Source organism: Pseudovibrio sp. Ad13, from assembly GCF_001623225.1.
In the GTDB taxonomy this organism is placed as follows: domain Bacteria; phylum Pseudomonadota; class Alphaproteobacteria; order Rhizobiales; family Stappiaceae; genus Pseudovibrio.
The window spans coordinates 12,770-37,614 of the sequence record NZ_LMCC01000022.1 but is presented as its reverse complement, the minus strand read 5'-3'; the positions used below and the strand labels follow the sequence as shown (position 1 = coordinate 37,614).

The 24,845-nt window shown below is 51.2% G+C and carries 21 protein-coding genes; 14 read left to right on the top strand and 7 right to left on the bottom strand.

Annotated features, from left to right (window positions below; genetic code table 11):
• Positions 1-154 precede the first annotated feature (154 nt).
• Positions 155-1,012: an alpha/beta hydrolase gene (locus PsAD13_RS24920; protein ID WP_063319800.1), complete on the top strand. Its 858-nt coding sequence runs from the start codon at positions 155-157 to the stop codon at positions 1,010-1,012.
• A gap of 71 nt (positions 1,013-1,083) precedes the next feature.
• Here the strand turns inward: PsAD13_RS24920 and PsAD13_RS24915 are convergent, their stop codons facing one another.
• The 3 genes from PsAD13_RS24915 to PsAD13_RS24905 all read right to left on the bottom strand — a co-directional run bounded on the left by PsAD13_RS24915 (position 1,084) and on the right by PsAD13_RS24905 (position 5,375).
• Positions 1,084-1,974 (bottom strand): hypothetical protein, encoded by an 891-nt coding sequence (locus PsAD13_RS24915; RefSeq protein WP_063319799.1) that lies wholly within the window; start codon positions 1,972-1,974, stop codon positions 1,084-1,086.
• 324 nt (positions 1,975-2,298) lie between these two features.
• Entirely contained in the window at positions 2,299-4,521 is a 2,223-nt protein-coding gene (locus tag PsAD13_RS24910) for an esterase-like activity of phytase family protein (protein ID WP_063319798.1), read from the bottom strand.
• A 95-nt stretch (positions 4,522-4,616) separates the two neighbouring features.
• Positions 4,617-5,375 carry a WYL domain-containing protein gene (locus tag PsAD13_RS24905; protein WP_063319797.1) on the bottom strand — a complete coding sequence of 253 codons (759 nt, stop codon included), beginning with the start codon at positions 5,373-5,375 and terminating at the stop codon, positions 4,617-4,619.
• Positions 5,376-5,444: 69 nt separating this feature from the next.
• Between PsAD13_RS24905 and PsAD13_RS24900 the strand changes: the two genes are divergently transcribed.
• The 4 genes from PsAD13_RS24900 (at position 5,445) to PsAD13_RS24890 (ending at position 7,858) form a co-directional block, all read left to right on the top strand.
• Positions 5,445-5,777 (top strand): hypothetical protein, encoded by a 333-nt coding sequence (locus tag PsAD13_RS24900; RefSeq protein WP_063319796.1) that lies wholly within the window; start codon positions 5,445-5,447, stop codon positions 5,775-5,777.
• The gene (locus PsAD13_RS24895) at positions 5,770-6,918 is read left to right on the top strand and encodes a DNA alkylation repair protein (protein WP_063319795.1); all 1,149 of its coding nucleotides are present in this window, start codon (positions 5,770-5,772) and stop codon (positions 6,916-6,918) included. The genes PsAD13_RS24900 and PsAD13_RS24895 overlap by 8 nt, the downstream gene beginning before the upstream one ends.
• An 81-nt stretch (positions 6,919-6,999) precedes the next feature.
• A complete protein-coding gene (locus tag PsAD13_RS28545; protein WP_208986927.1) occupies positions 7,000-7,149 on the top strand; it encodes an ABC transporter six-transmembrane domain-containing protein in 150 nt (49 codons plus the stop codon).
• The gene (locus PsAD13_RS24890) at positions 7,136-7,858 is read left to right on the top strand and encodes an ABC transporter six-transmembrane domain-containing protein (RefSeq protein WP_208986926.1); all 723 of its coding nucleotides are present in this window, start codon (positions 7,136-7,138) and stop codon (positions 7,856-7,858) included. Before PsAD13_RS28545 ends, PsAD13_RS24890 begins: the two co-directional genes overlap by 14 nt.
• Before the next feature lie 54 nt (positions 7,859-7,912).
• On the opposite strand, the gene PsAD13_RS24885 is transcribed toward PsAD13_RS24890, so the two are convergent.
• Positions 7,913-8,680, bottom strand: coding sequence for a helix-turn-helix domain-containing protein (locus tag PsAD13_RS24885; RefSeq protein WP_208986925.1), 768 nt, complete (start codon positions 8,678-8,680; stop codon positions 7,913-7,915).
• Between the two features lie 273 nt (positions 8,681-8,953).
• On the opposite strand from PsAD13_RS24885, the gene PsAD13_RS24880 reads away from it, so the two are divergent.
• The 6 genes from PsAD13_RS24880 (at position 8,954) to PsAD13_RS24855 (ending at position 18,132) form a co-directional block, all read left to right on the top strand.
• Positions 8,954-10,027, top strand: a complete 1,074-nt coding sequence (locus tag PsAD13_RS24880) for a cytochrome c peroxidase (RefSeq protein WP_063290486.1) — start codon at positions 8,954-8,956, stop codon at positions 10,025-10,027.
• Positions 10,028-10,039: 12 nt separating this feature from the next.
• The gene (locus tag PsAD13_RS24875) at positions 10,040-11,182 is read left to right on the top strand and encodes a cytochrome c peroxidase (protein ID WP_063290485.1); all 1,143 of its coding nucleotides are present in this window, start codon (positions 10,040-10,042) and stop codon (positions 11,180-11,182) included.
• Positions 11,183-11,194: 12 nt separating this feature from the next.
• A complete protein-coding gene (locus PsAD13_RS24870; protein WP_193757822.1) occupies positions 11,195-11,791 on the top strand; it encodes an arsenate reductase (azurin) small subunit in 597 nt (198 codons plus the stop codon).
• A 10-nt stretch (positions 11,792-11,801) separates the two neighbouring features.
• Positions 11,802-14,477 (top strand): arsenate reductase (azurin) large subunit, encoded by a 2,676-nt coding sequence (locus PsAD13_RS24865; protein ID WP_063319794.1) that lies wholly within the window; start codon positions 11,802-11,804, stop codon positions 14,475-14,477.
• A 195-nt stretch (positions 14,478-14,672) separates the two neighbouring features.
• Positions 14,673-17,039, top strand: a complete 2,367-nt coding sequence (locus tag PsAD13_RS24860) for a HEAT repeat domain-containing protein (RefSeq protein ID WP_063319793.1) — start codon at positions 14,673-14,675, stop codon at positions 17,037-17,039.
• A 127-nt stretch (positions 17,040-17,166) separates the two neighbouring features.
• Positions 17,167-18,132 carry an aldo/keto reductase gene (locus PsAD13_RS24855; protein ID WP_063319792.1) on the top strand — a complete coding sequence of 322 codons (966 nt, stop codon included), beginning with the start codon at positions 17,167-17,169 and terminating at the stop codon, positions 18,130-18,132.
• Positions 18,133-18,138: 6 nt separating this feature from the next.
• On the opposite strand, the gene PsAD13_RS24850 is transcribed toward PsAD13_RS24855, so the two are convergent.
• Together PsAD13_RS24850 and PsAD13_RS24845 are read right to left on the bottom strand one after the other, a co-directional pair.
• Entirely contained in the window at positions 18,139-19,161 is a 1,023-nt protein-coding gene (locus PsAD13_RS24850) for a LacI family DNA-binding transcriptional regulator (protein ID WP_084404817.1), read from the bottom strand.
• 118 nt (positions 19,162-19,279) lie between these two features.
• The gene (locus tag PsAD13_RS24845) at positions 19,280-20,224 is read right to left on the bottom strand and encodes a 2-hydroxyacid dehydrogenase (protein ID WP_063319791.1); all 945 of its coding nucleotides are present in this window, start codon (positions 20,222-20,224) and stop codon (positions 19,280-19,282) included.
• Between the two features lie 550 nt (positions 20,225-20,774).
• Between PsAD13_RS24845 and PsAD13_RS24840 the strand changes: the two genes are divergently transcribed.
• On the top strand, positions 20,775-21,467 hold the full coding sequence (locus tag PsAD13_RS24840) for a FadR/GntR family transcriptional regulator (RefSeq protein ID WP_057465458.1): 693 nt from the start codon (positions 20,775-20,777) through the stop codon (positions 21,465-21,467).
• 45 nt (positions 21,468-21,512) lie between these two features.
• Here the strand turns inward: PsAD13_RS24840 and PsAD13_RS24835 are convergent, their stop codons facing one another.
• Positions 21,513-22,448, bottom strand: a complete 936-nt coding sequence (locus tag PsAD13_RS24835; RefSeq protein ID WP_063319790.1) for a sugar kinase — start codon at positions 22,446-22,448, stop codon at positions 21,513-21,515.
• A gap of 403 nt (positions 22,449-22,851) precedes the next feature.
• Here PsAD13_RS24835 and PsAD13_RS24830 point away from each other — a divergent pair, with 403 nt between their 5' ends.
• Positions 22,852-23,895 carry a P1 family peptidase gene (locus tag PsAD13_RS24830; protein ID WP_063319789.1) on the top strand — a complete coding sequence of 348 codons (1,044 nt, stop codon included), beginning with the start codon at positions 22,852-22,854 and terminating at the stop codon, positions 23,893-23,895.
• A complete protein-coding gene (locus PsAD13_RS24825) occupies positions 23,888-24,841 on the top strand; it encodes an aminoglycoside phosphotransferase family protein (RefSeq protein ID WP_063319788.1) in 954 nt (317 codons plus the stop codon). The genes PsAD13_RS24830 and PsAD13_RS24825 overlap by 8 nt, the downstream gene beginning before the upstream one ends.
• The last annotated feature ends 4 nt before the right edge of the window (positions 24,842-24,845 follow it).

Below are 24,845 nucleotides of genomic sequence, written 5' to 3'. Positions count from 1 at the left end.
TAGGAGGCGTCCACGTGGCTGGGAAAAGTCTGTTTGCTGGCTTGATCTTGCAGTGATTACCCGTTTTGTTAGGTGCAGCTTTAAGGGTGGGAAGAGATCATCTGCCTTATTAGATTGTTGATTTAGTTTTGAATTTGCATTGAGGAATACGTTTGTGAAGCTGCAAGAAGGAACAATAAATCTACCCGGTGACCGCGCCCTTACATGGAGTGAATGGGGTGATGCTGATGGGCGACCTGTGATTTTGTGTCAGGGTGCAGGAATGGCCTCTGCCATTCCGTTTGGAGAGCAAACCGCAAAGAATCTGGGTCTGCGTGTTCTCTCAGTTGATCGTCCGGGATTGGGGAAGTCCGGTGCAGATCCTGAGAAAAACTTTGAAAGCTGGGCAGAGGATATCAAAGAACTGCTTGATTTTGTGAAGGCCGATCAGGCGTTTGCGATTGGCTTTTCGCAGGGGGCGCCTTTTGCATTGGCACTGGCAGCTTCTGGTCTTGTTGATGGGGTTGCGATTGTGTCCGGTCAGGATGAGCTGGCTTTCCCCGGTATGTTTGCCAAGCTTCCTGATGAGTTGAAGGGCATGGTTTCTTTAGCTTGCGATGATCCGGACCGTCTTGAGGCTGACATTGCAGGTATGGCGACGGCAGATTGGCTGTGGCAGATGATTGAGGGGATGAGCGGGGAAGAAGACCGCGCGTTTTATGCCTCAGCATTGTTTGCTCCTCTCTATCGTGATGCGCTGGCGTCGGGCTTCGCTCAGGGAGCAGCCGGCTATGCCCGTGATACGCGGCTTGCGATGGGGCGCTGGTCGTTCAACGTTGAGAACATCAAGCAGGACGTGCAGTTATGGTATGGCCTCAAGGATACGAGCCCGGTGCATTCGCCTGATTTTGGCAGCACCCTTGCCACGCGCCTGAGCTGCTCTGAGCTGCATCAGATTGCAGAGGAGGGGAGTGCGATCCTCTGGACACATGCTGACGCTATCCTGAGCAGGCTGGCAAAATGTAAAGGCTAAGCAATAAGCCCGGCCAAGAGTTCTGCTGGGCTTTATGCACTTAGGCTGTTCGCTTCTGGAAAGCTGTAGGTTCAGACTGGAATAAATATCTGCCGCACATCAGAGCTTCTGGCCACTGGTGCATCGTCTGTGTGGAGTGTCTGGTATCTATGGGCATCTTCTGAGTAGGCTTTTCCCGCGCCGTGATAACCGGCAACTTCCGGGCTTTCAAAGCCAGCACTCTTGAGTTCATTCGCTAAGGACTGCGCAAAAGGGAAAACTTTGGTCCCGTCGAGTTCTGGGTCTTCTGGTGCATCTATGAAGCCGGGTTCGGAGGAAAGTTTCAGTTCTTCTGGATCAAATGACTCTGGTGCAGTTGCATCTGCGCTGTAGCAGCTTTCGACGCGTATATCGGTGAATGATTTATCCAGACCGCCTTTTGAGAGTTGCTCAGCCAGCCCTTTTGAGGAGACGGTTTCATAGCCTTCCTCACTGGCGCTTCGTTTGCTGGAGATTTCGTTAGAGCCGTTAGCGCCGTGGCCGAGTACGTAGATTTTGTTCTCACCGTTTTTCAGCGTGCCCAGAATGCCGGTTTTCTCATTGCTGATAATGTTTGCCTGCTGCAGAACATCCGCTTCAAAGGAATAGTTTTGTGCCAGCTTCAGCATGTCTGTGTAGGCATCTGATGATACAAAATCCAGAAGTTCAAATCCCTCAAGGTTCAGCTCCGAGATGACTGCATTTGCCTTTTCGCGAATGTCACTGGCCTGAGCCTGGTTCTTTTCTACCAGCTGCTGCTTGAGCGTTTCCAGTTTGGTTTTAGCAGCATCATTTGCCACGATAATATGGCGTGGTTCCTTGCCAGCGGTGTTGCGGGCTTGATTGGTGCCTGCTGCGAAAAGTAAGACATCCTCAGATGCGAAGGGTGCGTAGTAGAAGCCTGTTTTGTGTTCCGGTTCTGCCTTTAAGGCGGAATCATTCAAGCTTGAGGATTGTGTGCTTTTAGTATTAACTTGCGCGAGACTTGCGTTGTTTTCAATTTGAACAGTTGTTTGTGTTGTATTTACATTAGATATGGGCATGAGACCACCGTGTTTATTGAGAATCAATAGTAACTGGTGGTTGTATTGTTGTGATTTAGTTTAGTTGATGGCTGTATTGTTTGATACAGCACGCATAGATTGTTTGTAGGTAGTAATATCTACTGGCTCTGAGTAGGTTCGTCGGCTTTGCGCTGTTGCCTTAAGACAGCACAAAGCCCGGCAGATTTCTCGACCGGGCTTTGTTGTCTTCTAAATTTCAATCGGCTAGTTCAGCTGAGTTGCATCACCCATGGAGAAGAACAGGGTCTCGCCGTTGGCATCGTCCACGCCATCATTGTCGGTGGAGATGAGGATGCGACCATCTTTGGTGATTGCCAGACCTTCAACCTTGTCCGGTGTCCAGCCGTTGGTTGCGGACATGGCGGGGAGAAGATCGAGAGTGACCTTCTTGGTCAGCACTGGCAGCTCAGCGCCATGTGGGGCAGGGGTGATACCTTCCAGAGAGATCACAGTGACCTGCTTGATGGCTGCTTCCTTGCCGCCTTTGTTGTCACGCTCTACGACTGCGAACTTGCCGTTGCCAAGAGATGTGATTTCGGAAAGACCGACCCAGCCACCGGCTGTGCTGCGTGGTGCATCCAGCGGGTAGTGCACAAAGCCCCAGCCCTCATCAGCAGGGTTGTAGATGCCGATCTTGGTCATGCCCTTTGGATCGTCGTTCCACTCACGCTGTACAGCAACGGCCACGAGAGTTTTGCCGTTCATCTCAAACTCAGTTACGCCTTCCAGAGAGAAGCGTTTTGCCTGTGCGATGAGGCTCTTTGGTAGTTTGATCTCTTTTTCGATGACGCCATGCGCAGAGGCTTGAAGCAGGAAATGCTCCATTTCCTTCTTCGCGTTGCCTTCTGATGCCAGCCAGAAGCCGCCGTCTTTGCGCAGGGCGATGCCTTCGAGGTCGTACTTCTTGGCGGTGCCGCCGGTCAGATCCATGTGGCCTGTGATTTCAACGGGCTGTTTGGAAACATCCAGCGTGAAGATGCGGGCGTTGTCGTAGAAGCTGTCTGAGACGGCATAGAGTTTGTTGGCATCGGTTTTGTCTGCGACCATGCCGGAGATCGCGCCCCAGCCGATTGGTGCGTTGGTTTCCGGATCGATGTTGGAAACCAGCTGCGGGTACTCAGCAGAGGTCGCGCCAAACTCATAGAGGCCGACATGGGCACGGACTTTGTCCTTCACGTTATCCTTCTCGTTGGCAACAACGAAGAGATTGCGGGATGGGATCGCCAGCAGGCCTTCCGGGCCGATGTGCGTTGGCAGGAACTGGACGAACTCAGGTTCGGTGCCGGTGTCGCGGTACACTGCTACGAAGTTTCCGCGCTCGGAGTTCACGAAGATCAGGGTCTCGCCGCCGAACTTACCAATGGTTACGCCCTCTGGCTCAGTGCCCTTCTTGTGTGCACGCTTGGCCGGGTAATGCCCGTGCGACATGCCCAGATGTTCCATCTGGTTGCCACTGTCAAACTCGATGGTGCCGTCCTTGTTCCAGATGGTGAACCCACGAGACCCGCCTTTGTAATCCCCCTCATTTGCCGTCACAAAGCGATTATCATCAATCCAGGCCACAGCATCCGGTTCACGGGGAATATCTATCTTTGATCCAGACGCATCAGAGGCGCGAGCTTTCCTGACCGGCACGTTTTGTGCTGTCGCGGTACCAGCGGAAAAGTGGCTGGTGATCTTGCCGGAAGCGAGGTCAACGATTGCAAGGTGGTTGTTTTCCTGAAGTGTAACAACGGCTTGGTTGTTGCCGTTGATGGAAACAAACTCTGGTTCCGGATCATCTCCGCCTTCAGTTGCAAGGCCTGTCATTTCCACGATACGCACGGCATCGCAGTTTATCGGCATGCCGTTCTGGTCCAGATCGAAGATAGTGAGGAAACCTGCAGGCATCTGCGGCAGAGCACCATCATTCAGGTCTTCGTCACGCTCGTTTTCAATGGCGATCGTAAGGAACTTGCCGTCTTTGGACACTGCAACGGAGTCTGGCTGTCCATTGACATCGCACTTCGCAACAATCTGTTTTGTTGCGGTGTTGATAACGGCCACATAGCCAGAAGGTGCGGTGTAGCTCTTAGAGGTATTGACGCCTGCGAACGTGTAATTACCTGAAATTGCAACAGAAGTTGGCTCGCCGCCCAGTGCGGTGCGTCCTACCGGCTTTGGCTGTGCTGGGTTGGTTGCGTCAAGGAAGACGATTGCTTCCTGAGGGCCATCGGTGAAAGCTAAGGTTTTTCCGTCTTCAGATGCAGCAATGATTTCTGCGACGGTTTCGGATTTGCGGTCTACGCCTTCCGCCAGTGTTTCGTAAACCGGCATGGTCGCGATGCGTTTAAAGAACTTTGCTTCAGATGCATTTGCAGCAGAAACACCAGCTGCCAACATAACAACGGAAATGCCGCCCAAGAGTGAAGTGCGAAGAGCGCGCATGAAAAATCCCCTGTCAGAATAGTTTTGCGGTTAAGTGCTTTCTGGTTAGGGGCACCGCATGGCAGGCCTATGAATGTTTGTTGAAGCTTTGATGACTAAGGCGTTGCGGGCTCGATGCCGTCGATGGCGTCTATGAAGGGCTTTTTAGGCTTTAGGGCGAAGCCTTTGTCGTGCATTTGGGCGGATTTTATGCGATCGAGACGGAAGGTGCGGACGGCGCCGCGCAGGTGATCCCAGGCCATAATGTACCAAACCGGGTAACTCAGAAAAAGGTAGTGTGGCTCGATGGTTCGGTGAGAAAGGTTGCCGTTCTGATCGCTATATTGGATATGGATGCACTTGCTCATCAAGAAGGCTTCGTTGACAGGGCTTATTGCTTCGCTGTCAAATTCTTCAAAAGATCCATAGACATGAAGAGAAGCCGTTTCGCCAATCCAGATACGGGACTTCAATGTGTCGACACGGGAGCGGAGCTCTGGAGAGAAGGACGCAATCAACTTGCGGCGGATCGGTTTGAGGTTGGCCAGCAGGAGAGGGGAGCGCATGTTCTCTGCGATGGCGAGGCTGATGAGGAGGTCGATCGCTTCCTTGTATTCCAGTTTGAGGCGGCCAACACCCCAGCGGGATTGAAGGCGGATGCCGCCTCCGCGACCTTTATCTGCCTCAATGGGCAAGCCACGCTCGCGGAGCAGTTCCAGATCCCGGAACAAAGTTCTTTGGGAAATGCCGAGCTCTTTTGCCAGATCATGCGTTGTCGGACACTCACCAGATTTGAGCAGTGCTTCTATCTGCTCAAGCCTATCAAGGCGTTTTAAGGCTGTTGCTCTGGTTGCTCGGCTTGTTTCGTTGCTCATCAAAGAAATGTGTCATTAAATGACATATATGTCCATACAAACAGGTCATCCGAATATTGAAGGAAAATAATGATGACCAACCAAGTGATTGAGTTTGCACCGTTTCATCTTGCTGAGGGCAAGAGTGAAAGTGATCTTGTTGCTGCTTCTGAGCAGTTTCAGGCGGAGTTTTTGAATGAGCATGAAGGGTTTGTTCGCCGTTCATTGGTGAAGCATGAAGATGGTGCTTATGCTGATATTGTTGTTTGGGCGGATAGCAGTGCAAGTGAGAAGGCTTTTGCCGCCGCTGGTCAACATGAAGCCGGGCAGGCGTATTTTTCTTTGATTGATATGAGCCGTGAGCATCAGCCGCGTAAAGCTGGTGCTATGGAATTCTTTAGTGTGGTGGGTACATATGGCTGAGCCTTTTAAAGAGGTTTTCAATCAAGCATCTATTGAACGGATGGCCTCTGCTTTGGCAGGGGTTCATCCCTCATTTCTTGCTTCTGGTTTCACAGTTGAAGCTCTGGATGGTTTGAGTGAGCTGGAGCTGAAAGAGCGTTCGCTCCATCTGGCGCGTTGCTTGCGCCGTTATCTCCCTGAGGATTATAGCGAAGCGCTGCGGATTATGATGGCGACGCTCTCGGCTCCGTTGGCTATGGAGGATGAGCCAGTCTGGGAGAATGATGGAAGCGGGCTTTCTGGCTTCGTAACAATGCCGTTCTCTGATTACGTGCTGCTTTATGGCCTGGAGAAGTTTGAGCTTTCCATGGCTGCTATGAAAGAGATGACGCGTCGCTTTTCAGCTGAGTTTGCTATTCGTCCGTTTATTGAACGCTATGAAGAGGAGGCGATGACGCTTTTTGCTGAGTGGGCTGAGGATGAATGTGCGCATGTACGGCGCCTTGTTTCTGAGGGAACACGGCCAAGGTTGCCATGGGGACAGCGATTGAAGGGCTTTATTGAGGCTCCTGATAAGTGCCTGCCATTGTTAGAGAAGCTTAAAGATGATGAGACTGAGTATGTGCGCCGGTCTGTTGCCAATCATCTGAATGACATTTCCAAGGATCACCCTGATTTAACTGCGGAGGTTTGTGGGCGCTGGCTCGAGCAACCAACCGAGCGTAGATTGCGGTTGGTGCGGCATGCGTTGCGGAGCAATGTGAAGGCGGCCCATCTGCCGAGCCTCGCCGTGCTTGGATATGATGCAGAACATACGCGTGTGGTGCGCAGTGTGTTGGATACTGATCGGGTGGTTTATGGATCAGGGTTGACCTTTTCTGCGGAGATAAGCAATGCCTCTGAGAAGGCAGTTCCGTTTATGCTGGACTTTGTCATCTACCATCGCAAAGCGAACGGGACACAGGCCCCAAAGGTGTTCAAGTGGCGGAGAGGCGAGTTGACCGCTGGGCAGACGCTGCGTATTTCAGGCAAACACAGTATTCGGCCAATCACAACACGTCGGTATTACGAGGGAGAACATCGGCTGGCAGTGTTGCTGAACGGAGTTGAGACGCCGATTGGGTCCTTTGAATTGGTTGGTGTTGAAGAGGTGGTTGCTTAACTGCCGAATGAGCAGGCCTTGACACCGTGCGACAATAGATTATCTAAAATGACAATCTATTGTTTGTGTGTTGAGGGCATCATGCGTTTAGAAGGATATCTTGGACTTTCTACCCTTGTGAAGACATTTCCTTATCGGATTTGTCTTACATGGGCAGGTGTTCTTGCAGAGAATTTTTTGATGGCACTGATCCCGTTGCTTATCGGATTTGCCATTGATGACCTGCTTTAAAGGGGTGTTCGACAATGTCATTGTAATGGGCGGTGTCCTTGTGGGGCTGACGGTGATCGCGGTTGCGCGCCGGATTTATGATACCCGCGCCTACGGCACAATCCGGCTCCACTTAGGGGCGGAACTGGATCAGAGGCATCAGAATAAGCCGGTTTCGAAACGAGCAGCGCGGCTGAACATGAGCAGAGAGCTGGTGGACTATCTGGAAGGGGAAGTACCTGAAGTACTTTCAGCTGTTATCCAGATTATTGTCGCTCTGGTGGTGCTTGCTAGCTTCCATTTGTGGCTGTCAGCGTCGGCGTTTACTGTCGTCGTTCTGATGCTGCTTACTTACTCCGCGTTTAACAGCCGGTTTTATTTACTTAATTCCGCCCTAAATGCAGAGACAGAGAACCAGGTGCATGCGCTTGAGCGAGGGAGTCGGCGTGGTGTCTGGAGGCATCTGCGTGCGCTAAGGATGCATGAAGTTCGTCTTTCTGACACGGAGGCCATTGTTTATGGCGTGATTTTCCTGTTTCAGATCGCGTTTATTGTGATCAATCTGATCCTGGCGGCTGGGCTACCCGACATGAGTACAGGCATGATCTTTTCTATCGTGGCTTACTCGTGGGAGTTCGTGGAGGCGGCTATTATGCTGCCTATGACGATGCAAAGCCTGACACGCCTGAATGAGATTACTACGCGAATAAATAATGTAGAAGAAGAGTAAGCTGGGGCAGGAAGAGCTGGCGCCGTGACCAGCCCTTACAATCGTGTGATCAGATCAGCGATGGTTTGACAGGCGCGGACGTGCGCCATTTGCTATTTTGCGCAGGCCTTTGAAGTCCAGAACGGCAATCTTGTGCTTGCCGATGAGCTTTACAGCGCCTTCCTTCTCCAAGCTCTTCAGAACACGGCTTACAGTCTCAGCGCGCAGGCCAAGATAATCCGCAATGGATTGCCTGGAGATTGGCAGAGCGAACTCTTCCACAAAGCGTGGAATGCTCATGCGGTTGCGTAGCTCAAAGATAAAGGAGGCCATGCGCTCTGTTGGGGTTTTTTTGCCCAGATCAGAGGAATGGTCGAACTGCTGGTGCATGATATCCGTCGCGCGGCGCCAGTAGATGCGGCGCAGGTTGGAATCCAGCAGCAGCAATTCTTCGAAGACATTGCGTGGAACCAGCTTCACTAAAGTTGGTGCAAGTGCGACCACTTCACCAGATGCGTGACGGTCTGCACGGTTCATGTCCAGATACTCACCCGGGAAGCGAAGCGTGAGTAGGGAGCGGCGTCCGTCACTTAAGTGGCTCTCAACAGCGATCACACCATTGAGAACTGCGAAAACAACAGGTTCCGGAAAGTCTTCTGGCGCCAGTTGATCACCTTCGTTCAGCTCGATGGTTCTGGCGGCACGTAATTCTGCTTTTTCGAAATGATGATGCATCGGGCGACAGAGGCATTCCTCGCCCTTAAAACCGCAGGATTCCTGAACACATTCAAACGAAAGATGGTCAGGTGATGACGCTATCTTTGGAGGGGTTGTCCCCGACATGCGTTAAGCTCCCCGCTTATTACGTGATTTGGCGTAAAGTCCCCTGTAGTCAAGGACATTGATATAAATCAATATTCTAAGGATTACTTTTATTCAACATTTTGTTACCGGATGAGCGTGAAAAAATATCATTCTTTAGAACTCCTAAATCCAACTACTGATTGCAATCAATGAAAACAGTTCAGCTCCATGCAGAAATACTGCGTATTCGGGGATCGATGCTGCCTGACAACGAATCTTGTTAGTATCATCCCAGCCAAACTGGGGGTAACAATGCGCCTTCTCGTCAGTATGTCGATTGCTTTGATGACAAGCACTGCGGCATTCGCAACAGATTTAGGGCCTGTTGCAAAGATAGAGCAGAAACCTGCTCTTGTAGAACTGGGAAAACGCTTATTTTATGATAGCCGTTTGTCTGGTGACACCAACCTTAGCTGTTCAACATGTCATGATCCAGCTAAGGGGTTCACAGACGGCGAAAAGCTTTCTACTGCATATACAGGTACAGAAGGTTTCCGTAATACGCCAACACTGGCGAATGTCGGACACCGGGCAGCCTGGATGCATGATGGCCGTTTAGGTACAAACCTGAACGATGTCTCTCGTGGTATGATCACAGAGACCTACATCATGAACATGGATATGCGCATCATGCAGGAACGCATGAAGCAAGATCCTGTTTACGTTGAAATGTTTAAAGCTGCGGGTAAGGGTGAACCATCTAACGGTGGTGCTCGCGGTGCTTTAGAAGCATTCCTTAAATCCATTACATCTCAAGGTTCCGCGTTTGACCGTGGTGAGTTGACCGTTTCTGAACGACGCGGTTATGAACTCTTCATGGGCAAAGCAGGGTGTTCTTCCTGTCACACGGGCAACCGCTTCACAGATGATCAGCCACACAATATCGGTGTTCCTAACAACCCTGATATCTGGTCTGATCCACTGCGTCACATCACCTATGTGACTTACGCGAAGTTCATGGGCGTTAACAACTACATGAACCTGCGTGAAGATCAGGGTGCATTCATCCGGGATCATAAAGAAGAGAACAAGCGTTCCTTCCTGACCCCAACTCTTCGTGAGCTGACATACACTGCGCCTTACATGCACAACGGCATGTTGGCGACACTTGAAGACGTTGTAGAATTCTACAACCAGGGTGGCGGTGATGATGTCAACAAAGACTCACGTCTGAAGCCTCTCAATCTGAAGAACAGCGAAAAGGCCAATCTGGTCGCGTTCCTGAAGACCTTGTCTGGCGACAGCTTCGATACTCCTGAATATGTTTGGACAGCCGACGACTACTCTTACGAGTTGATCGAAGACTGGAAAAACAAGAAGAACTAGGGGGCTGCTAAAATGACAACATTCAAAAAAACCATTAGTGTGATTGCACTTGCTGGTGTTTCCATTGTTGCAGTTGCAGCTGGTGTTCAAGCGGCTGAAAAACGCCCGGCAGAACTGGCTCCTTTGGGTGAGCCTCCTTCTCCACCAGATAACCCAATGACACCTGAAAAGGTTGAGCTGGGCAAGCTCCTGTTCTTCGATCCACGTCTGTCCGGTAACGGTGCGATGCCATGTTCGGCATGTCATTTACCAGAGCTTGGCTGGGATTTCCCTGACAAGATCTCTCTGGGCTATCCGGGTACAGTTCACTGGCGTAACTCACCAACGATCGTGAACACTGCATACTACGGTAACTTGTTCTGGACTGGTGTTTCCAAGTCTTTGGAAGCAGAAGCTCGTACAGCTGCTCGTGGTGGTGTTGCCGGTAACGGTGAAGACGACATGATGGAAGCGCGCCTTGCGTTTATTCCTGAGTATCGTGAGCGCTTCAACGATGTGTTCGGTACCGAATACCCTCTGATGCGTGACGCTTATATGGCGATTGCTGCATTTGAGCGGTCAATTGTTCAGCGTGATACTCCGTTTGATCTGTACATGCTCGGCGATGATGATGCTCTGAGTGACCAGCAGAAACGCGGTATGGAACTGTTCACCGGTAAGGCTGGTTGTTCTACTTGTCATGATGGTGCTCTGATCTCCAACCAGAAGTACTACAACCTCGGCGTTCCAGCTTATGACGGTTGGGAAGACGATGAACTTGCGCAAATCACCTTCCGCTTCGAGCTTTTTGCAAAAGGCTCCACGGAAGAGAAATACCGCAAGTGGAAGGACGATCCGGGCCTTTACTTCGTGACCAAGCAGAATGCTGATCTCGGCAAGTTCCGTGTGCCTTCTCTGCGTTACACCAAGTACACCGCTCCTTACATGCACAACGGCATGCTGGAAACTCTGGAAGACGTCGTAGAATTCTACAACCAGGGTGGTGGCACTAACGACTGGGCTGCAACGAAAACCGACCTGATCAAGCCTCTCGGTCTGACCGACAAAGAGAAAGCTGATCTGGTGGCCTTCGTAGAAAGCTTCACTGGCGAGCGTCTTCTCATGGAAACACCTGATCTTCCTGAGTATGAACCGCTTCCGGCTGTAACGAATTAAGAGGAGATGGAGATGACACATCAACCTAAGTCCGTCTCTCCTGAGATGATTGAGGTCGTGAACGGCCCTGAGGAAATTGCAAAAACTGGCAAGCGTTGTGTAATGACACGCCGTCAGTTCTTGCTGACTTCCGGTATTTCTACCTTCACCGTTATGGTGGCTCTCAAGTCTGGTCCTTCCTCTGCGAAGGTGCCTGCGATGGTCTCCACTTATGAGCGCAAGTTCATTTGTAAGCTTTCTGAGCTGAAAGAAGACGAACCGCTCGACTTTAACTATCCGGACGAAGGCGCTTATTGCGAGTCCATGATTGTTAAGTTGGGCAAGGAAGCTGGTGGCGGTATTGGCTCTGACAAGGACATTGTAGCGTTCAACTATACCTGTACTCACCAGGGTGGTCCGCTGCAGGGTACCTATCAGAAAGGTGATAAGGCTCTGGGTCCATGCCCACTGCATCTGACCACCTTTGACCTAACCCGTCACGGTATCTTCATCTCCGGCCAGGCTTACCAGAGCTTGCCTCAGGTTCTTCTCGAGCTGGACGGCGACGATGTTTACGCTGTTGGTATGTTCGGGCTGATCTATGGCCGCTACGACAATCTCAAAGGGTGAGGAGTAAATCATGTCAACTCCCTACTACATTCCTGGAACAAACATTCCGCTGCCTCCGGTAGATGCTGATGTTCTTTCCACTGCTTGTGATTATTGCATCGTAGCGTGTGGTTATAAGATCTATCGCTGGCCTGTTAAGGCTGGAAAAGTAGGTGGTGAAAAAGCCGCTGAAAACGCCTTTGGCGTCGACTTCCCAGTTGATCCGCTGGGCCCATGGGTTGCTCCAAACCAGTACAACGTTGTGCTGCACAAGGGCGAACCTCACCATGTGATCATCATTCCGGATAAAGATACCAAGCATGTAAACATCAATGGTAACTCTTCTATCCGTGGTGGTGCGCTGGCGAAGAAGGTTTACAACCCTCAGACCCCAACTCGTGATCGTCTGAAGTCACCTATGATCCGCATGTTCGGCACGTTGATGCCGGTCACCTGGGATCTGGCTCTGGAAATTGCTGCGGAAGTTGGTAAGCACGTTATCAATAAGCACGGCGAGAACGCTTTCTGCGTGAAAACATTCTCCTACGGCTACATGGAAAACACCTACGCGATTTCCAAGTATGCCTTGCGCTCTGTTAGCACTGCGAACTTCACATTCCACGACACTCCATCTGATGTGACGTCCACTCCGGGCTTCCGTGATGCTGGTTTCGACAACTTTGGTCCTTCTTATCAGGACTGGAAAGATGCCGAGACTCTGATGATCTGCGGTACCGATCCATACGAGTCCAAGACCATTTTGTTCACTGACTGGATTATGCCAGCCATCCAGAACGGTCAGAAGACAATCTTCATGATCCCACGTCGTACTGCTGGTGTGGCTTATGCGGAGAAGAATGGTGGTTTGTGGCTCGACATCCAGCCAGGTACTGACCTTCTCGTTGTGAACGCGATTGCTCGTGTGATCATCGAAAATGGTTGGCAGGACGCTGAATGGATCCGCGATTGGGTCAACAACAAGTGGGAGAGCTCCTCAGGCTTCGGTCAGGGTACTCGTAACACTCCATGGCAGTGGCGTACGACCTGGGGCAAATTCCAGACCAAGGGCTACGACGACTTCGTTAAGTGGCTGATGGCTCAGGATGAGTTTGAACCAACAGCTGCTGCTGAAACCGCTCAGATCGATGTAGAGAAAATCTACAAGGCTGCTGAGTGGATGGCTAAGCCTCGTGATGATGGATCCCGTCCTAAGACCTCCATCATGATCGAGAAAGGCTTCTACTGGTCCAACAACACCGGTAACACCAATGCGATTTCGTCTCTTGGTATTATCACGGGTTGTGGCGGTCGTCCGGGGCAGGTCATTGGCCGTGCTGGTGGTCACCAGCGTGGTGGCTTGAAGGGTGGGTCTTACCCACGCAACAAGTCTCCTGAGAAACTGCCAGGCCGTCGTCGCCGCGCTATGGATACCGACCGGTATCTGATGAGTGGTCACACCCGCTTTGCTCACGTGATTGGCAACACCTGGATTCAGTCCATGTGTGGTTCCCAGTCTCTTGCTGCAAAGTTTGAGGAACTGACCGTTCAGAACCCAAATCAGGTGCGCTCTTACGACAAGCAGACCATCATCGACACACTCAAGAAGCGTGTAGATAGCGGTGGTATGGTTGTTGTGAACCAGGATATCTACCTCGTAGATCCAATTGGTGCACGTTTCGCAGACATCGTCTTCCCAGCTGCTGGTTGGGGCGAAGATACATTCACCCGTGCAAACGGTGAGCGTCGTCTGCGTCTGTATCCAAAATTCTACGATGCACCGGGTGAAGCGAAACCTGACTGGTGGATTGTTGCGAACCTCGCGAAGAAAATGGGCTTCAAAGGCTACGATTGGAAAGACTCCAACGAAGTGCTTGAAGAAGCAGCCCGCTTCTCACGTGGCAGCCGTAAAGACTTCTTTATGCTGAAGGTTGCTGCTCAGAAGGAAGGCAAGACTCTTCACGAGAAGTTTGCTGAGTTCGGTACTGACGGTATTCAGGGCCCAGTTGTGATGCTTGAAGATGGAACCCTTCAGGGTACCCAGCGCTTGCATGACACGACCCGTGAACTGTCAGCGACTGGTCCAACCGGTTCCAACCGCTACAACAAGAAGCTCACTCACTTCAACTCTCAGACTGGTAAGTGCAACATCCAGAAGAGCCCATGGAGCCTGTTCTCCGATTACTGGGCATGGATGAAGCCGAAGGATGATGAGCTTTGGGTGACTTCCGGTCGTATCAACGAGCGTTGGCAGTCTGGTTATGATGATCGCCGTCGTCCTTACATCGTGCAGCGCTGGCCTGAAAACTGGGTTGAAATCCACCCAGATGATGCGAAAGAGCGCGGTATCGAGAACGGTGACTACGTGATGCTCTTCTCTGACCGTATTCCGGTTCAGACAGACACCACAGTGGGCATTGAAGGCGATGACTTCACCTTTACCAAACTGATGGATGAAGGCCATATCGAGCTGACTGAAGGCGCTATTACTGCGGTAGCTATTGTTACCCCAGCGCTGAAGAAGGGCATGCTTTACATGGACTTCCTGCACACTGCACAGCCAGCGAACGCTCTGTCTGGCCGCGTGGTGGACTGGATCAGCGGTAACTACAACTACAAGATGGGTGTTGGTCGCATCAAAAAGATCGGCACAAGCCCATACAAGGATAGTTTCCGGTCTATGTCTTTCGCACGTCGCGATATTGCATAAGAAATCAGGAGCTGGCGGGGCTATCCCGCCAGTTCTTTTTCCGCTTGTGCCAAGGGGCTCGCGAGTTTGAGCCTTTTTGCAGAAGTGGGCCTTAAGTCAGTTTGTTTTCAACCTGCTTTGAGTTTTGTTTTGCGTATTCTTGCCCGAACACCGGAGTCCACTACTCGAGAATACGCTTGAGGAGAAAAGCCAATCATGACGGTTTCCATCAGGCATTTAGATCAGGATTTTGCAGTGGAGCAGACCGAAGCTACTGATAAGCTCGTGAAAATCTTGTGTGAGTTGCTTGCAAACGGCGAAGAGCGCGAAAAGTGTTTGTCCGCTCAAATTCTTGGAAAATTTGGCACTTCGACGGCTCATGCTGCGCTTGCTGAAGCGCTACGAGATGAAGATGAAGACGTCCGCAGTGATGCGGTTGAAGCTCTGATCAGCGCAGGCAAAGGCCTGGATGCTGATGTTCTGCTGTGGAGTTTGCAGAACGATCCAGTGTTGGAAGTGAAGCTTTCTGCCATTGACGGACTTGCAATTGTTGGCGGGACAGTTGCGGAAGAATGGCTGACAAAGCTGGCTAAAGACCGTTGCGAAGATGATGTTACATGGGACGGTTATGGCGCTGAATGGGATGATTGGCTGGATGTGCAGCGCAAGTCCATTCTGGCGCTGGGCACGTTGAAATGTGAAGCATCTGCTGCTGCTTTGTTGGAAGCTGCCCGCGATCCATTTGGTCAGGAAGTTTGGCCGGAAGTGACCATGGCGCTTTCTGAGATGGGCGTTGCCGGGTTGCTTGAACTGGCCTCACTGGCGACGGATGCGTCTGCTCGTGTGCGTGAGCATACGGCGCGTGCGCTCTCCTCTGCGAATGATGAGCGGGTTGGTGAGATCCTGCGTGTGCTGTTTGCAGATGCTGATCCTGATGTGCGGGTTGCTGCGGCTGAAGTGCTGATGGCTCGTGGTGAGGACGCGGATCTGGCTGCATTGCTGGCTGACAGCGAGCCGCAAATGCGTCGTCTGGCACTGAAAGCATCTGGTAAACTCTCCTACTCAAAGCTTGAAAAGGTTGCTTTTGAAGACGAGGAGGAGACGCTGCGTATTATGGCGCTTGGTCGGATTGCTTCTTCTGAAATCACCAAACCAGATGCGCTGATTGAGCGGATTGAACGCTCTTTGCGTAGTGCGAGTGATGCTTTTGTTGCCGCGCTTGTGCCTGTCCTTGCGAAGGTTGAGAGTGAAGCTGCGACCGTTCTGTTGAGTGAGATTGCTGTCCACCGTCAGGAAGAAGCAGTGTTGAAAGCGTTTATCGTGCTTCACGGTGAGAAGCCGAGCGTTGATGGACTTGCTGTTTTGCAGGAGCAGGTGACAAGTGCAGAACAGGAAATCCGTCTTGCTGCCCTGAACTCTCTGGCCAAGCTGGCTGAAGGTGAGGGAGATTTTGCGGACAATGCTGCTGTACAGCTGGTTTGGGCGGTTTCGGGTAAGCTGATGCCTGAAGCGCATGATCAGGATATTCTCGACGGCGCAAAAGAAAAAGATCCGTCTGATCTGGGTAGCAATGGCAAGGGTGATGGCAAGCAGCCGCGCATTCAGATTGATCGTGAAGGCAATGTGATTGAGCCTCAGGCGCCAAATGAAGTGGTCGCTGAGGAAGAGGTTGTTGCCGAAGAGCTTTCCGCTGAAGAGCTGGTTGCGAAGGTCACTGCCGGTGCTGATCCTGATGTCGCTGAAGATGTACCGGAAGGTGCAATTGAGAGTGTGGAAGACCTGCCTGACAATGTTGTTGCCTTCCCTGGTTCAACACTCGGTGCGATCCTGAACACTGAAGACGAGATTGAGAAGCTGGCTGAAGAGCCTGTCGATCTTGGCAAGAAAGACATGCACTTCCTTGAGCTTGCGAATGAGCTGATTGAGAAGAAGCGCGTTGTTCCAGGTCGTCCGGATGATCCTGCTCTGGACATTCGTTTGCTGGCCTTGCGCATATGTGGTGATGCGAAGCGGCCTGAACTGATTGATGCGCTGGTATCTGCTTTGTCTGATCGTCAGATGCAGGTTCGGTTTGCGGCTAGTCAGAGCCTCGTTCATCTGGTTGAGAATGGGCTTGAGCTATCTGAGGAAGCCATCGAGCGTATCCTTGCTTTGCCACCAGAAAATGATGTGGCTGTGCGTGCGATGCGTGTTGAGCTGCTTGGCACCTCCTCAAATCCAGAAGCTGAGAAGGTTGTGACGGCAGGGCTGAAGGACAAAACCGACGCTGTTTCTGCTTCAGCGCTGAAAGTTTTGGCCGGAAAACCTGACACTAACATTGATGTGCGTAGCTATCTCAAAAGCCCTCGCCGTCGCCTGCGTGTGACTGCGCTGGAGCTTGTGAGTGCAAACTCAGATACCAGTAATCTGGATGAGATTTTCGAAGCTGCGCAGATGGAAAATGGCGTTCTTATTCCCGGAGCTGCAACGTGTTTGCGTTGCTATGCTCAGGGGAGTGTTCTTGGTGCTATGGAGCAGTGGCTGGATGGAGATCTTTCCCGCAAGCTGGCGGCTCTTGAAGTGCTGAACAAATACGTGGCTTGAGGTTTCTGCTCTCAAATGAGGCGAAACCAAATCTCGTGATGTGCATCGGTATTTATCTGGTGCGGAATACGTTGTAAGGAAACCTGCTGGCGTTTGCTGGCAGGTTTTCTTTTTTGGAGGGGGCATCATGCGATCCAAGACACTTTCTACCGGTTACAAGATGCCAATGCTGGGCCTTGGTACGGTGAACTTTGGAGAGGGTAAGACCTATCCTGCACTTCGTGCGGCGTTGAAAGCTGGGTATCGCCATATCGATTGCGCGATGATGTACGACAATGAAGCTGAGATTGGGCAGGCGATCGCTGATGCCATGAGAGAAGAGGGCATCAAGCGCAGCGAACTCTTCATCACCTCCAAGCTATGGAACAGCTTTCATAAGCCTGAAGATGTGAGAGGCGCGCTGGAAAAGACTCTAGCGGACCTTCAGCTGGACTACCTTGATCTTTACCTCATCCACTGGCCTGTGGCGCTGAAGACGGGCGTGAAGAAGCCTACCAGCTCAGAAGACTATTATTCGCTTGAAGATGTGCCGCTGATGGATACATGGCGGGCGCTGGAAGAGTGCTTTGATGATGGCCTGGCGAACACGATCGGTGTTTCCAACTTCAGCCCTCAAAAGCTGGAAGATTTGATCATGGAAACGCGGGTTGTTCCGGCTGTTAATCAAGTGGAGTTGCATCCCTTCCTTCAGCAGAATGATCTTCGCTCTTATTGCCTGCACAACAATATTGCGCTGACTGCATACTCTCCGCTTGGACGTGGTGTTCCAGCGGATCTGACGGACGCACAGAAGCTGGATGTTGTTCTTGCTCACCCTGTCATTGAAGAGATTGCCGAGAAGCATGGCGCGACGACATCTCAGGTGGTGCTGAAATGGGCGATCCAGAACGGGGTTATCGTTGTGCCAAAGTCAGGTAATCCTGAACGTCTGGCACAAAACCTGGCAGCGCTTGAGTGCGATCTTGATGAGCATGACATGTCCCGCATCGCGCATCTGGACAAGAACCATCGCTTTATTCCGGGCGATGAGTACTTCTTGTCCGGCAGCCCGTACACCTGGGAAAACCTTTGGGACGAGCCGCGTCCTGAATAAGGGGTCTTAGATCTTAAAACTGGAGGAGTCGCGTACCAATAAATGCGGCTCCACCCGTTCTGTCGTGGTTGGTGTCGGTTCTCCATCAAGGCGTTTGATGAGTAAGTTGGCGACGTCCTTGCCGATGGTGCGCGGGTAGCTTTCAACCGAGGTCAGTGCTGGAGTCCATGCTTCACCTTCTGGCAGGTTGTCGAAGCCAACTACGGCCAGGTCTTCACCGATGTTCCGACCTGCTTTCTTGAGTTCTGCAGCTGCCCCGACTGAGACAAGGTCATTGTGGCAGAGCAGGGCGGTGAACTCAGCCTTGTTTGAGACGAGCTGCTGCGCTTTTATGCGTCCGCATTCACGATCAAAGCCGCATACTTCAACATGTATGTCAGATTCAGGAATGCCCGCTGCTTTTAAGGCGTCGTAGAAGCCGCGTTTGCGTTCTCGGCCCGGCATGGTTTCCTGCAGGCCTGCAATCATTGCGAATTTGCGATGGCCTTGCTCAAGCAGATGCTTCGTGGCCAGCTGGGCAGCCTGATAATTGTTGGAGCCAATGTAGTCCATCGCCAGACCTTCAATTTCCCGGCAGAAGGTGACCACGGGAATTCTGCGCGTGTTGGCGATCTCGAAGTCACTTCTTTTCGTGCCTGCGCTCGGGCTGATTGCGATGCCTGCGACGCCGTGGCCGATGACTTCTTCAAGCATGGTTTGCTGACGCTTGGTGTCTTCGCCGACATTAGCGATAACGGGCAGGTAGCCGTGCTCTGAGAGAGCAGCTTCCAGTGAAGTGCAGAACTCAGCGTAAAATGGAATTGAAATATCCGGCACGAGAACGCCGACCAGTCGCGAACGGCCTGACCGGAGTTTGGCGGCGTTGTAATCTCTGACAAACCCCAGCTCTTGCATAGCTTTCTTTACGCGAGCTTTGGTTTCATCGGTCATTCGACCTGTGTCATTTATGGTATTCGAGACAGTCGCAACGGATACTCCCGCTGCTTTCGCAATATCGGACACAGTAACTTTGGATTTTTTTAAAGGCATGAATTTGCTTTATTTATAAAGTAAGTTGAATTATCAGGTGACAATAACACCTGAATCGTGTGCGTGTGAGCTATATTTTTGTTTTTTCTATGTAAATGTTATTTGGATTACGTATAGGTTAGAAAATTAGCCGGTTAAATACTTCTCCATTTTTCCTGTAAGATGAAATATTTTCAATCACTTGGCGCCCCATTTCTCGTCTGGTTTCGAGTGTGGCACTCGCGAGGTGAGGGGTCAGGGTTGTGTAGGGGGACGCGATCAGCTCATTGGGAACATTAGGCTCATTAGGAAATACATCCAAGGCTGCGGCTCCGAGTGTTCTGTTCTCAAGTGCAGTGATCAAGTGTTGAGTGTTTACTAATGAACCACGGGCGATATTGATCAAAAGTCCACTCGGGCCCAGAGCTTCTAATATATTAATATCTATAATATTTTTTGTGTCCGGGCTGCCAGATGCAGCAATGACAAGCACGTCGGATTCGCTTGCCAGTTCCAACGGAGAGGACCGGCATTGTTTATCTTGTTTCGGGTCTGCGTTGCGATCACAGTACAAAATTTGCATACCAAATGTGCCGCCTAAAATTTTGGCAGCTTTTCTGCCAATGCGTCCATATCCAAAGATGCCGAGTGTTTTTCCTCGCAGGCTGTAGCCGATACCTAATTTGCCGTTGAGCCAGTCGCCATTGCGGATAAAGCGGTCTCCCTCTGCAATTCGGCGAGAGGATGCCAGAGCAAGGGCCACGACATGATCGGCCACGGCTTCGGTCAAGGCGTCTGGTGTGGTTGTGATGATGATGTTTCGGTCGCGGGCCTGTTTCAGATCAACTTTGTCGTAACCTGCGCCATAGATCGCAATAAGCTCAAGGTTGGGCATTTCTGCCATCAGCTCACTGGAGAGGCCAACATCACCCTTGGTTGCGACGATGCGGATGTTCGGCAAGGTCCGAGCTCTCAGCTCTTCGTCTTGTTGAGGTTCCCAATAGCGAGCAAGCGGGGCGCATTTTTCCAGCTCCTCGTTGATTTCATTGGGCGCATAAGGGCTTAGTTGAAGAACATCGATCATAAGACAGTCATCTGAAGATTACTTGAGCATCAAAGTCAAGAATGCATCAAGTTGCAGACGTTCGCCAGTGGGGAGTTTTGACTGCCCCACAGATGCCTGCGTTTCAACGTGTCAGGAAACCCGCCGAACTCATGTGAACGTGAAAATCAGATAGAGAATGCCTACCAGAATACTCGTTACTGCGACGGTGCCACAGAAGTCAGTTGCCGCACACCGAACAGTCTTAAAAGGAAGTCGACGCATAATAACACCCCCAACCTTGGAGAGACCCCACAATCCCTCTCAGATATATTAGGAAGATGCGCTGTAAATAAGTAGACTACATAATGTCGCAGTCTGGTTAGAGAACATGGTTGTTCGCTTATAGGGTGGCCTTTAGAATTCTTCTATCTAGCTGATTTTGTTATCTATTTTATTTGGTTTGAGAGGCTTTGCGTCAAAGGGGTCGGTTTAGGGTGGCAAGCTTGTTAGCTTAGGGCAGCTGTTGTAAATTAATAAACTTCCAAGGCTGCAAACAGCTTAAAAAACAAGAATAATTGGAGTGTGAGTGGTGGCCCGTCCAGCAAACCTCTCGAATGCGGTTTACGACAAGATGAAAGATGCTGTCGACTCCGGAGAATTTCCGGAAGGTCTTAAGCTTCCGACAGAAAATGCGCTGTGTGAGCGGTATGGCGTTTCACGTCCTGTTGTACGCGGTGCGATGGAGCGCCTGCGTAAAGAGGGCTACATCAAGACTGTGCGTGGCTCTGGCAGCTTTGTCATCAAGGAGCACGTCACTCCAACGCCTTTTGCGCCCACACTCGGAGAATTTGCGATTTCCGGCATTGGTGATGTTATTCAATGCCAGGAAACCCGAATGGCCTTTGAAGGCGAGATGGCAGCGTTGGCTGCTGAGCGCTGGACTGATGAAGAGATGGCAGAGTTGGATGCTGCGTTGGCGCAGATCCACAGCGATGGGTTGGACTCTGTCGGCACCATTGATGGTGACATGCGTTTTCATTCTGCGGTGGTGAAAGCTGCCAAGAATGAATATGCAGCGGCTGTTTATGAAGTCATGAAGCCGCAAATCCTTGTTGGTATGAACATGAGCAAGGGGCTGTACCCGTTGCTGCCCGAGTTTGCGCGTCGGCACGGGATCGAAGAGCATAAGGCTATTTTGGACGCGATCAGAGCGCGCGATGTTGAAGGTGCACGCCGTGAGATGCGAAACCACATCGGCTTCTTTGGGGATCAATTTAAATAGAAAAGGCTCGCCCCATTTGTTGCGAGCCCTCTCATAATCAATAAATCAGATGCTGCGAGCCTGCATGAAGGCTTCGACCTGATCGCGTGTCGGGATTGGTGCGACTGCGCCATAGCCTTGCGTTGTGAGTGCTGCGGCTGCGTTGGAGTATTTGAGACTGTCTTCCAGCGACTTGCCAGCCACCACATTGGTGAAGAAAGAGCCGGAGAAGCAGTCACCAGCACCAGTGGCATCAACTGCTTCTACCGGATTGCCTGCAACGCGCTTTCTCTCAGAGGCTGTTGCGTACATCGCGCCCTCTTTGCCAAGCTTGAGAATGACGTTCTTTGACCCCAGATTGAGGTAGAAGTCGCAGATTTTGTCCGGATCGGAGAGACCGGTCAGCACTTCAGCTTCATCGACGCTTGGCATGATGAAGTCAACGAGGCGTGCGGTTTCGTGAATGATGCCGCGAGCGCGGTTCAGATCCCAGAGTTTCAGGCGCAGGTTGGTGTCAAATGAGGTGAGTGTGTCACCCTCTTTGGCGATCTCGATGCCTTTGAAAACACTGTCGCATGAGCTGGTGGAAATGGCCTGCGTGATGGCTGTGACGTGGAAGAGTTTGGCCGCACGAATGGCATCAGCTGGCAGCTGGTCTGGTGTGACTTGCGAGGCTGCAGAGCCTTTGCGGGCGAAACTGAAATGATGGCCTTGCTCGTCGTGGGAGATGAAATAGATGCCTGTCGGAGCAATCGGACTGCGCTCGACAAGGTGCGTTTTAACGCCTTCTTTCTCCCATAGATCGATGAACTTGTTGCCGAAGACATCATCGCCCAGATGGGTCAGGATGGCGACGTTTGCACCCTGACGTGCCGCGCAACATGCGAAGTTGGAGGCGTCGCCCCCGAAGCCTGACAGGTAATCCGGTCCTTCTCCGCTATACTCTTTAACCTGATTGAACTCGAACAATGGCTCCCCAAAGCTGATGATTTCTGTGGTCATTTTGTCCTCATTGTTCAAAGTGTATCAGGCAGCATGCGTCACTATTGGCCAGTCCTTTCAGTTCCCTGCGAGCGGAGCGATTGCTATGATGCAGGAAAGATTCTGACGCTGGGAGTTTTGTGGCAGCTAATTGGTAGACCATTTTCCGATATTTCAGGGTATTTTGCAATTAGCTGCTTACACTTATTTTCTTTGATTTTATTGAAATTCTTGATGAACTAAATATGGAAAATCATTCAAGACATAAGAGGAAAGGGCATCGGTGGTGAAATTGGTCAGCCAATTGCGAATGAGCGCTTTCCTGATTTTGGCTGGGAAAGCGGCTGGTAGCGTTGTTTGCTGATTAGCTATGAAATAGGACTGGTAACACTTGAATGCTCTACGATTTGTGCCAGAGGTTGGAATGTTTCAGAAAATCAATATTGGGTCTTTGCCAAAGGGGCAGCGGAATACAATTTGTGATGTTCCGGGTGTCAAAGTCGGACATGTGACGCTGACTGATGGTGACTGCCAGACTGGTGTGACCGCGATTACCACGCATGGTGAGAATGCATTTAACCTGAGAACGCGCGCGGCTTCTCATGTGTTTAACGGGTTTGGCAAGAGTGTTGGGCTGGTACAGGTTGAAGAGCTGGGAGAGCTGGAGACGCCGATCCTATTGACGAACACGCTAAGCGTTGGTGCGGTGAGCGAAGGTCTGATCCAGCATACCTTGGCAGAAACGCCGGATATTGACTTCGTGATGGGCACGATCAATCCAGTGGTGTTTGAATGTAATGATGCTTTCCTGAACAAGATCAGTGCGTTGTATGTCCGCCCACAGCATGCTTTGGACGCGATTAAAGCGGTTTCTGAAGAGTTTGAGCAAGGTGCGGTTGGTGCGGGGCGTGGGATGTCCTGTTACGGCCTGAAAGGGGGCATTGGAAGTGCCTCTCGTCAGGTGAAGCTTGGTAACAAAGAGTACCATGTGGGCGCGCTTGTGCTTTCCAATATGGGCCGGATGCCGGACTTTACATTGGCGGGCCAGCATTTAGGGCCACAGATTGAAGAAAAGCTGGCACGTAATGAGAGCGGACCTGAAAAAGGGTCTATCATCATGATCATTGGAACGGACTTGCCGCTCAGCGAACGCCAGTTGAAGCGGGTTGCCAAGAGAACTTCTGTAGGACTTGCACGAACTGGTTCATTTCTTGGTCATGGAAGTGGCGATATAGCTTTAGCATTCACAACTGCGGATCCAGTGGACACAAAGAGCAGAAAACGCACGCATTCGGTGGAACAAGTGGATGAGCGGCGAATTGACAAGGTGTTTAGAGCGACTGCAGAAGTTACAGAGGAAGCTATCGTCAATTCAATGTTGAATGCAGAACGAGTAACGGGCCGTGATGGCAATACGCGCTATGCATTGGGAGATTTTGGCGAGTTAATGGGGGAAGCAAATGAATAAGCAGGAAATCAAGCTCCTTGATGAAGCTTTTGCCTTGCCGGAAAATACCAGGTGGTCCTCATTTGGAGAGGGTCATGCCAATGAAACCTGGTTGGGAGAAATAGACGGGGAGGAACCTGTTGTTCTTCGTCGTCACAATCCAAACAGAACTGAAGAGCAGATCCTTTCAGAGTTCAAATGTCTGGATCTGCTGCAGGATTTGATCGGATACGAGGTTCCGAAGGCGCTTTATGGCGTTAATCAGGAGCGTTTGACCGAGGTTGAGGGTGCTTACTACTCTGTCTTTGAGTTGATCGAAGGTGAGACACCACCACTGGATAAGATTGAGACCTGCAGCCAGAGTGGTCAAGCCTTGGCAAATCTGCACATCAAGCTTTGGGAGGAGCGAGATGCGTTTCGATTTGCGGAACAAGAACGTCCGGGTGTTAGCAAAGAGACGTTGAAGTCAGGAGCTGCCTTGTTGGCAGCGCTTTCTGAGTTGGAAGCTTCCAAGAACATCGATGCCAAGTATCTGAGCTCTGCTTATTGGGCAGATGTGGAGACGGCGCTTGATGAAGCGCTGGGTAAACTTGGAAGCCTGAATGAGACAAAGCACCTGATCCATGGTGATTTTGGACCGCCCAACACGCTCATCAGCGAGAATTCTGGCGAGTTGGTCGGTGTGCTTGACTGGGATGAATGCCGCTGGGACCTGCCGGTCTATGATGTTGCTGGCGTTTATCCATTCCTGTGCGAGATCGATAAATCTCTCGGTGAGGCGTTTGTTGATGCTTATTTCGCAGGATTAAGAGGCTCATCTCATCCGCTTGCAACGCGCGAAAGCGAAATACGAGCGCTCATGGCAGCTGTACAATATGTGGCTACCTACAAAGAGTTTGAGCTGATGGTTGAGAACCATCTGGATGAACCTGAGTATCTGGCGCAGCTGCTTGAGCAGCTGGCCTGATCTT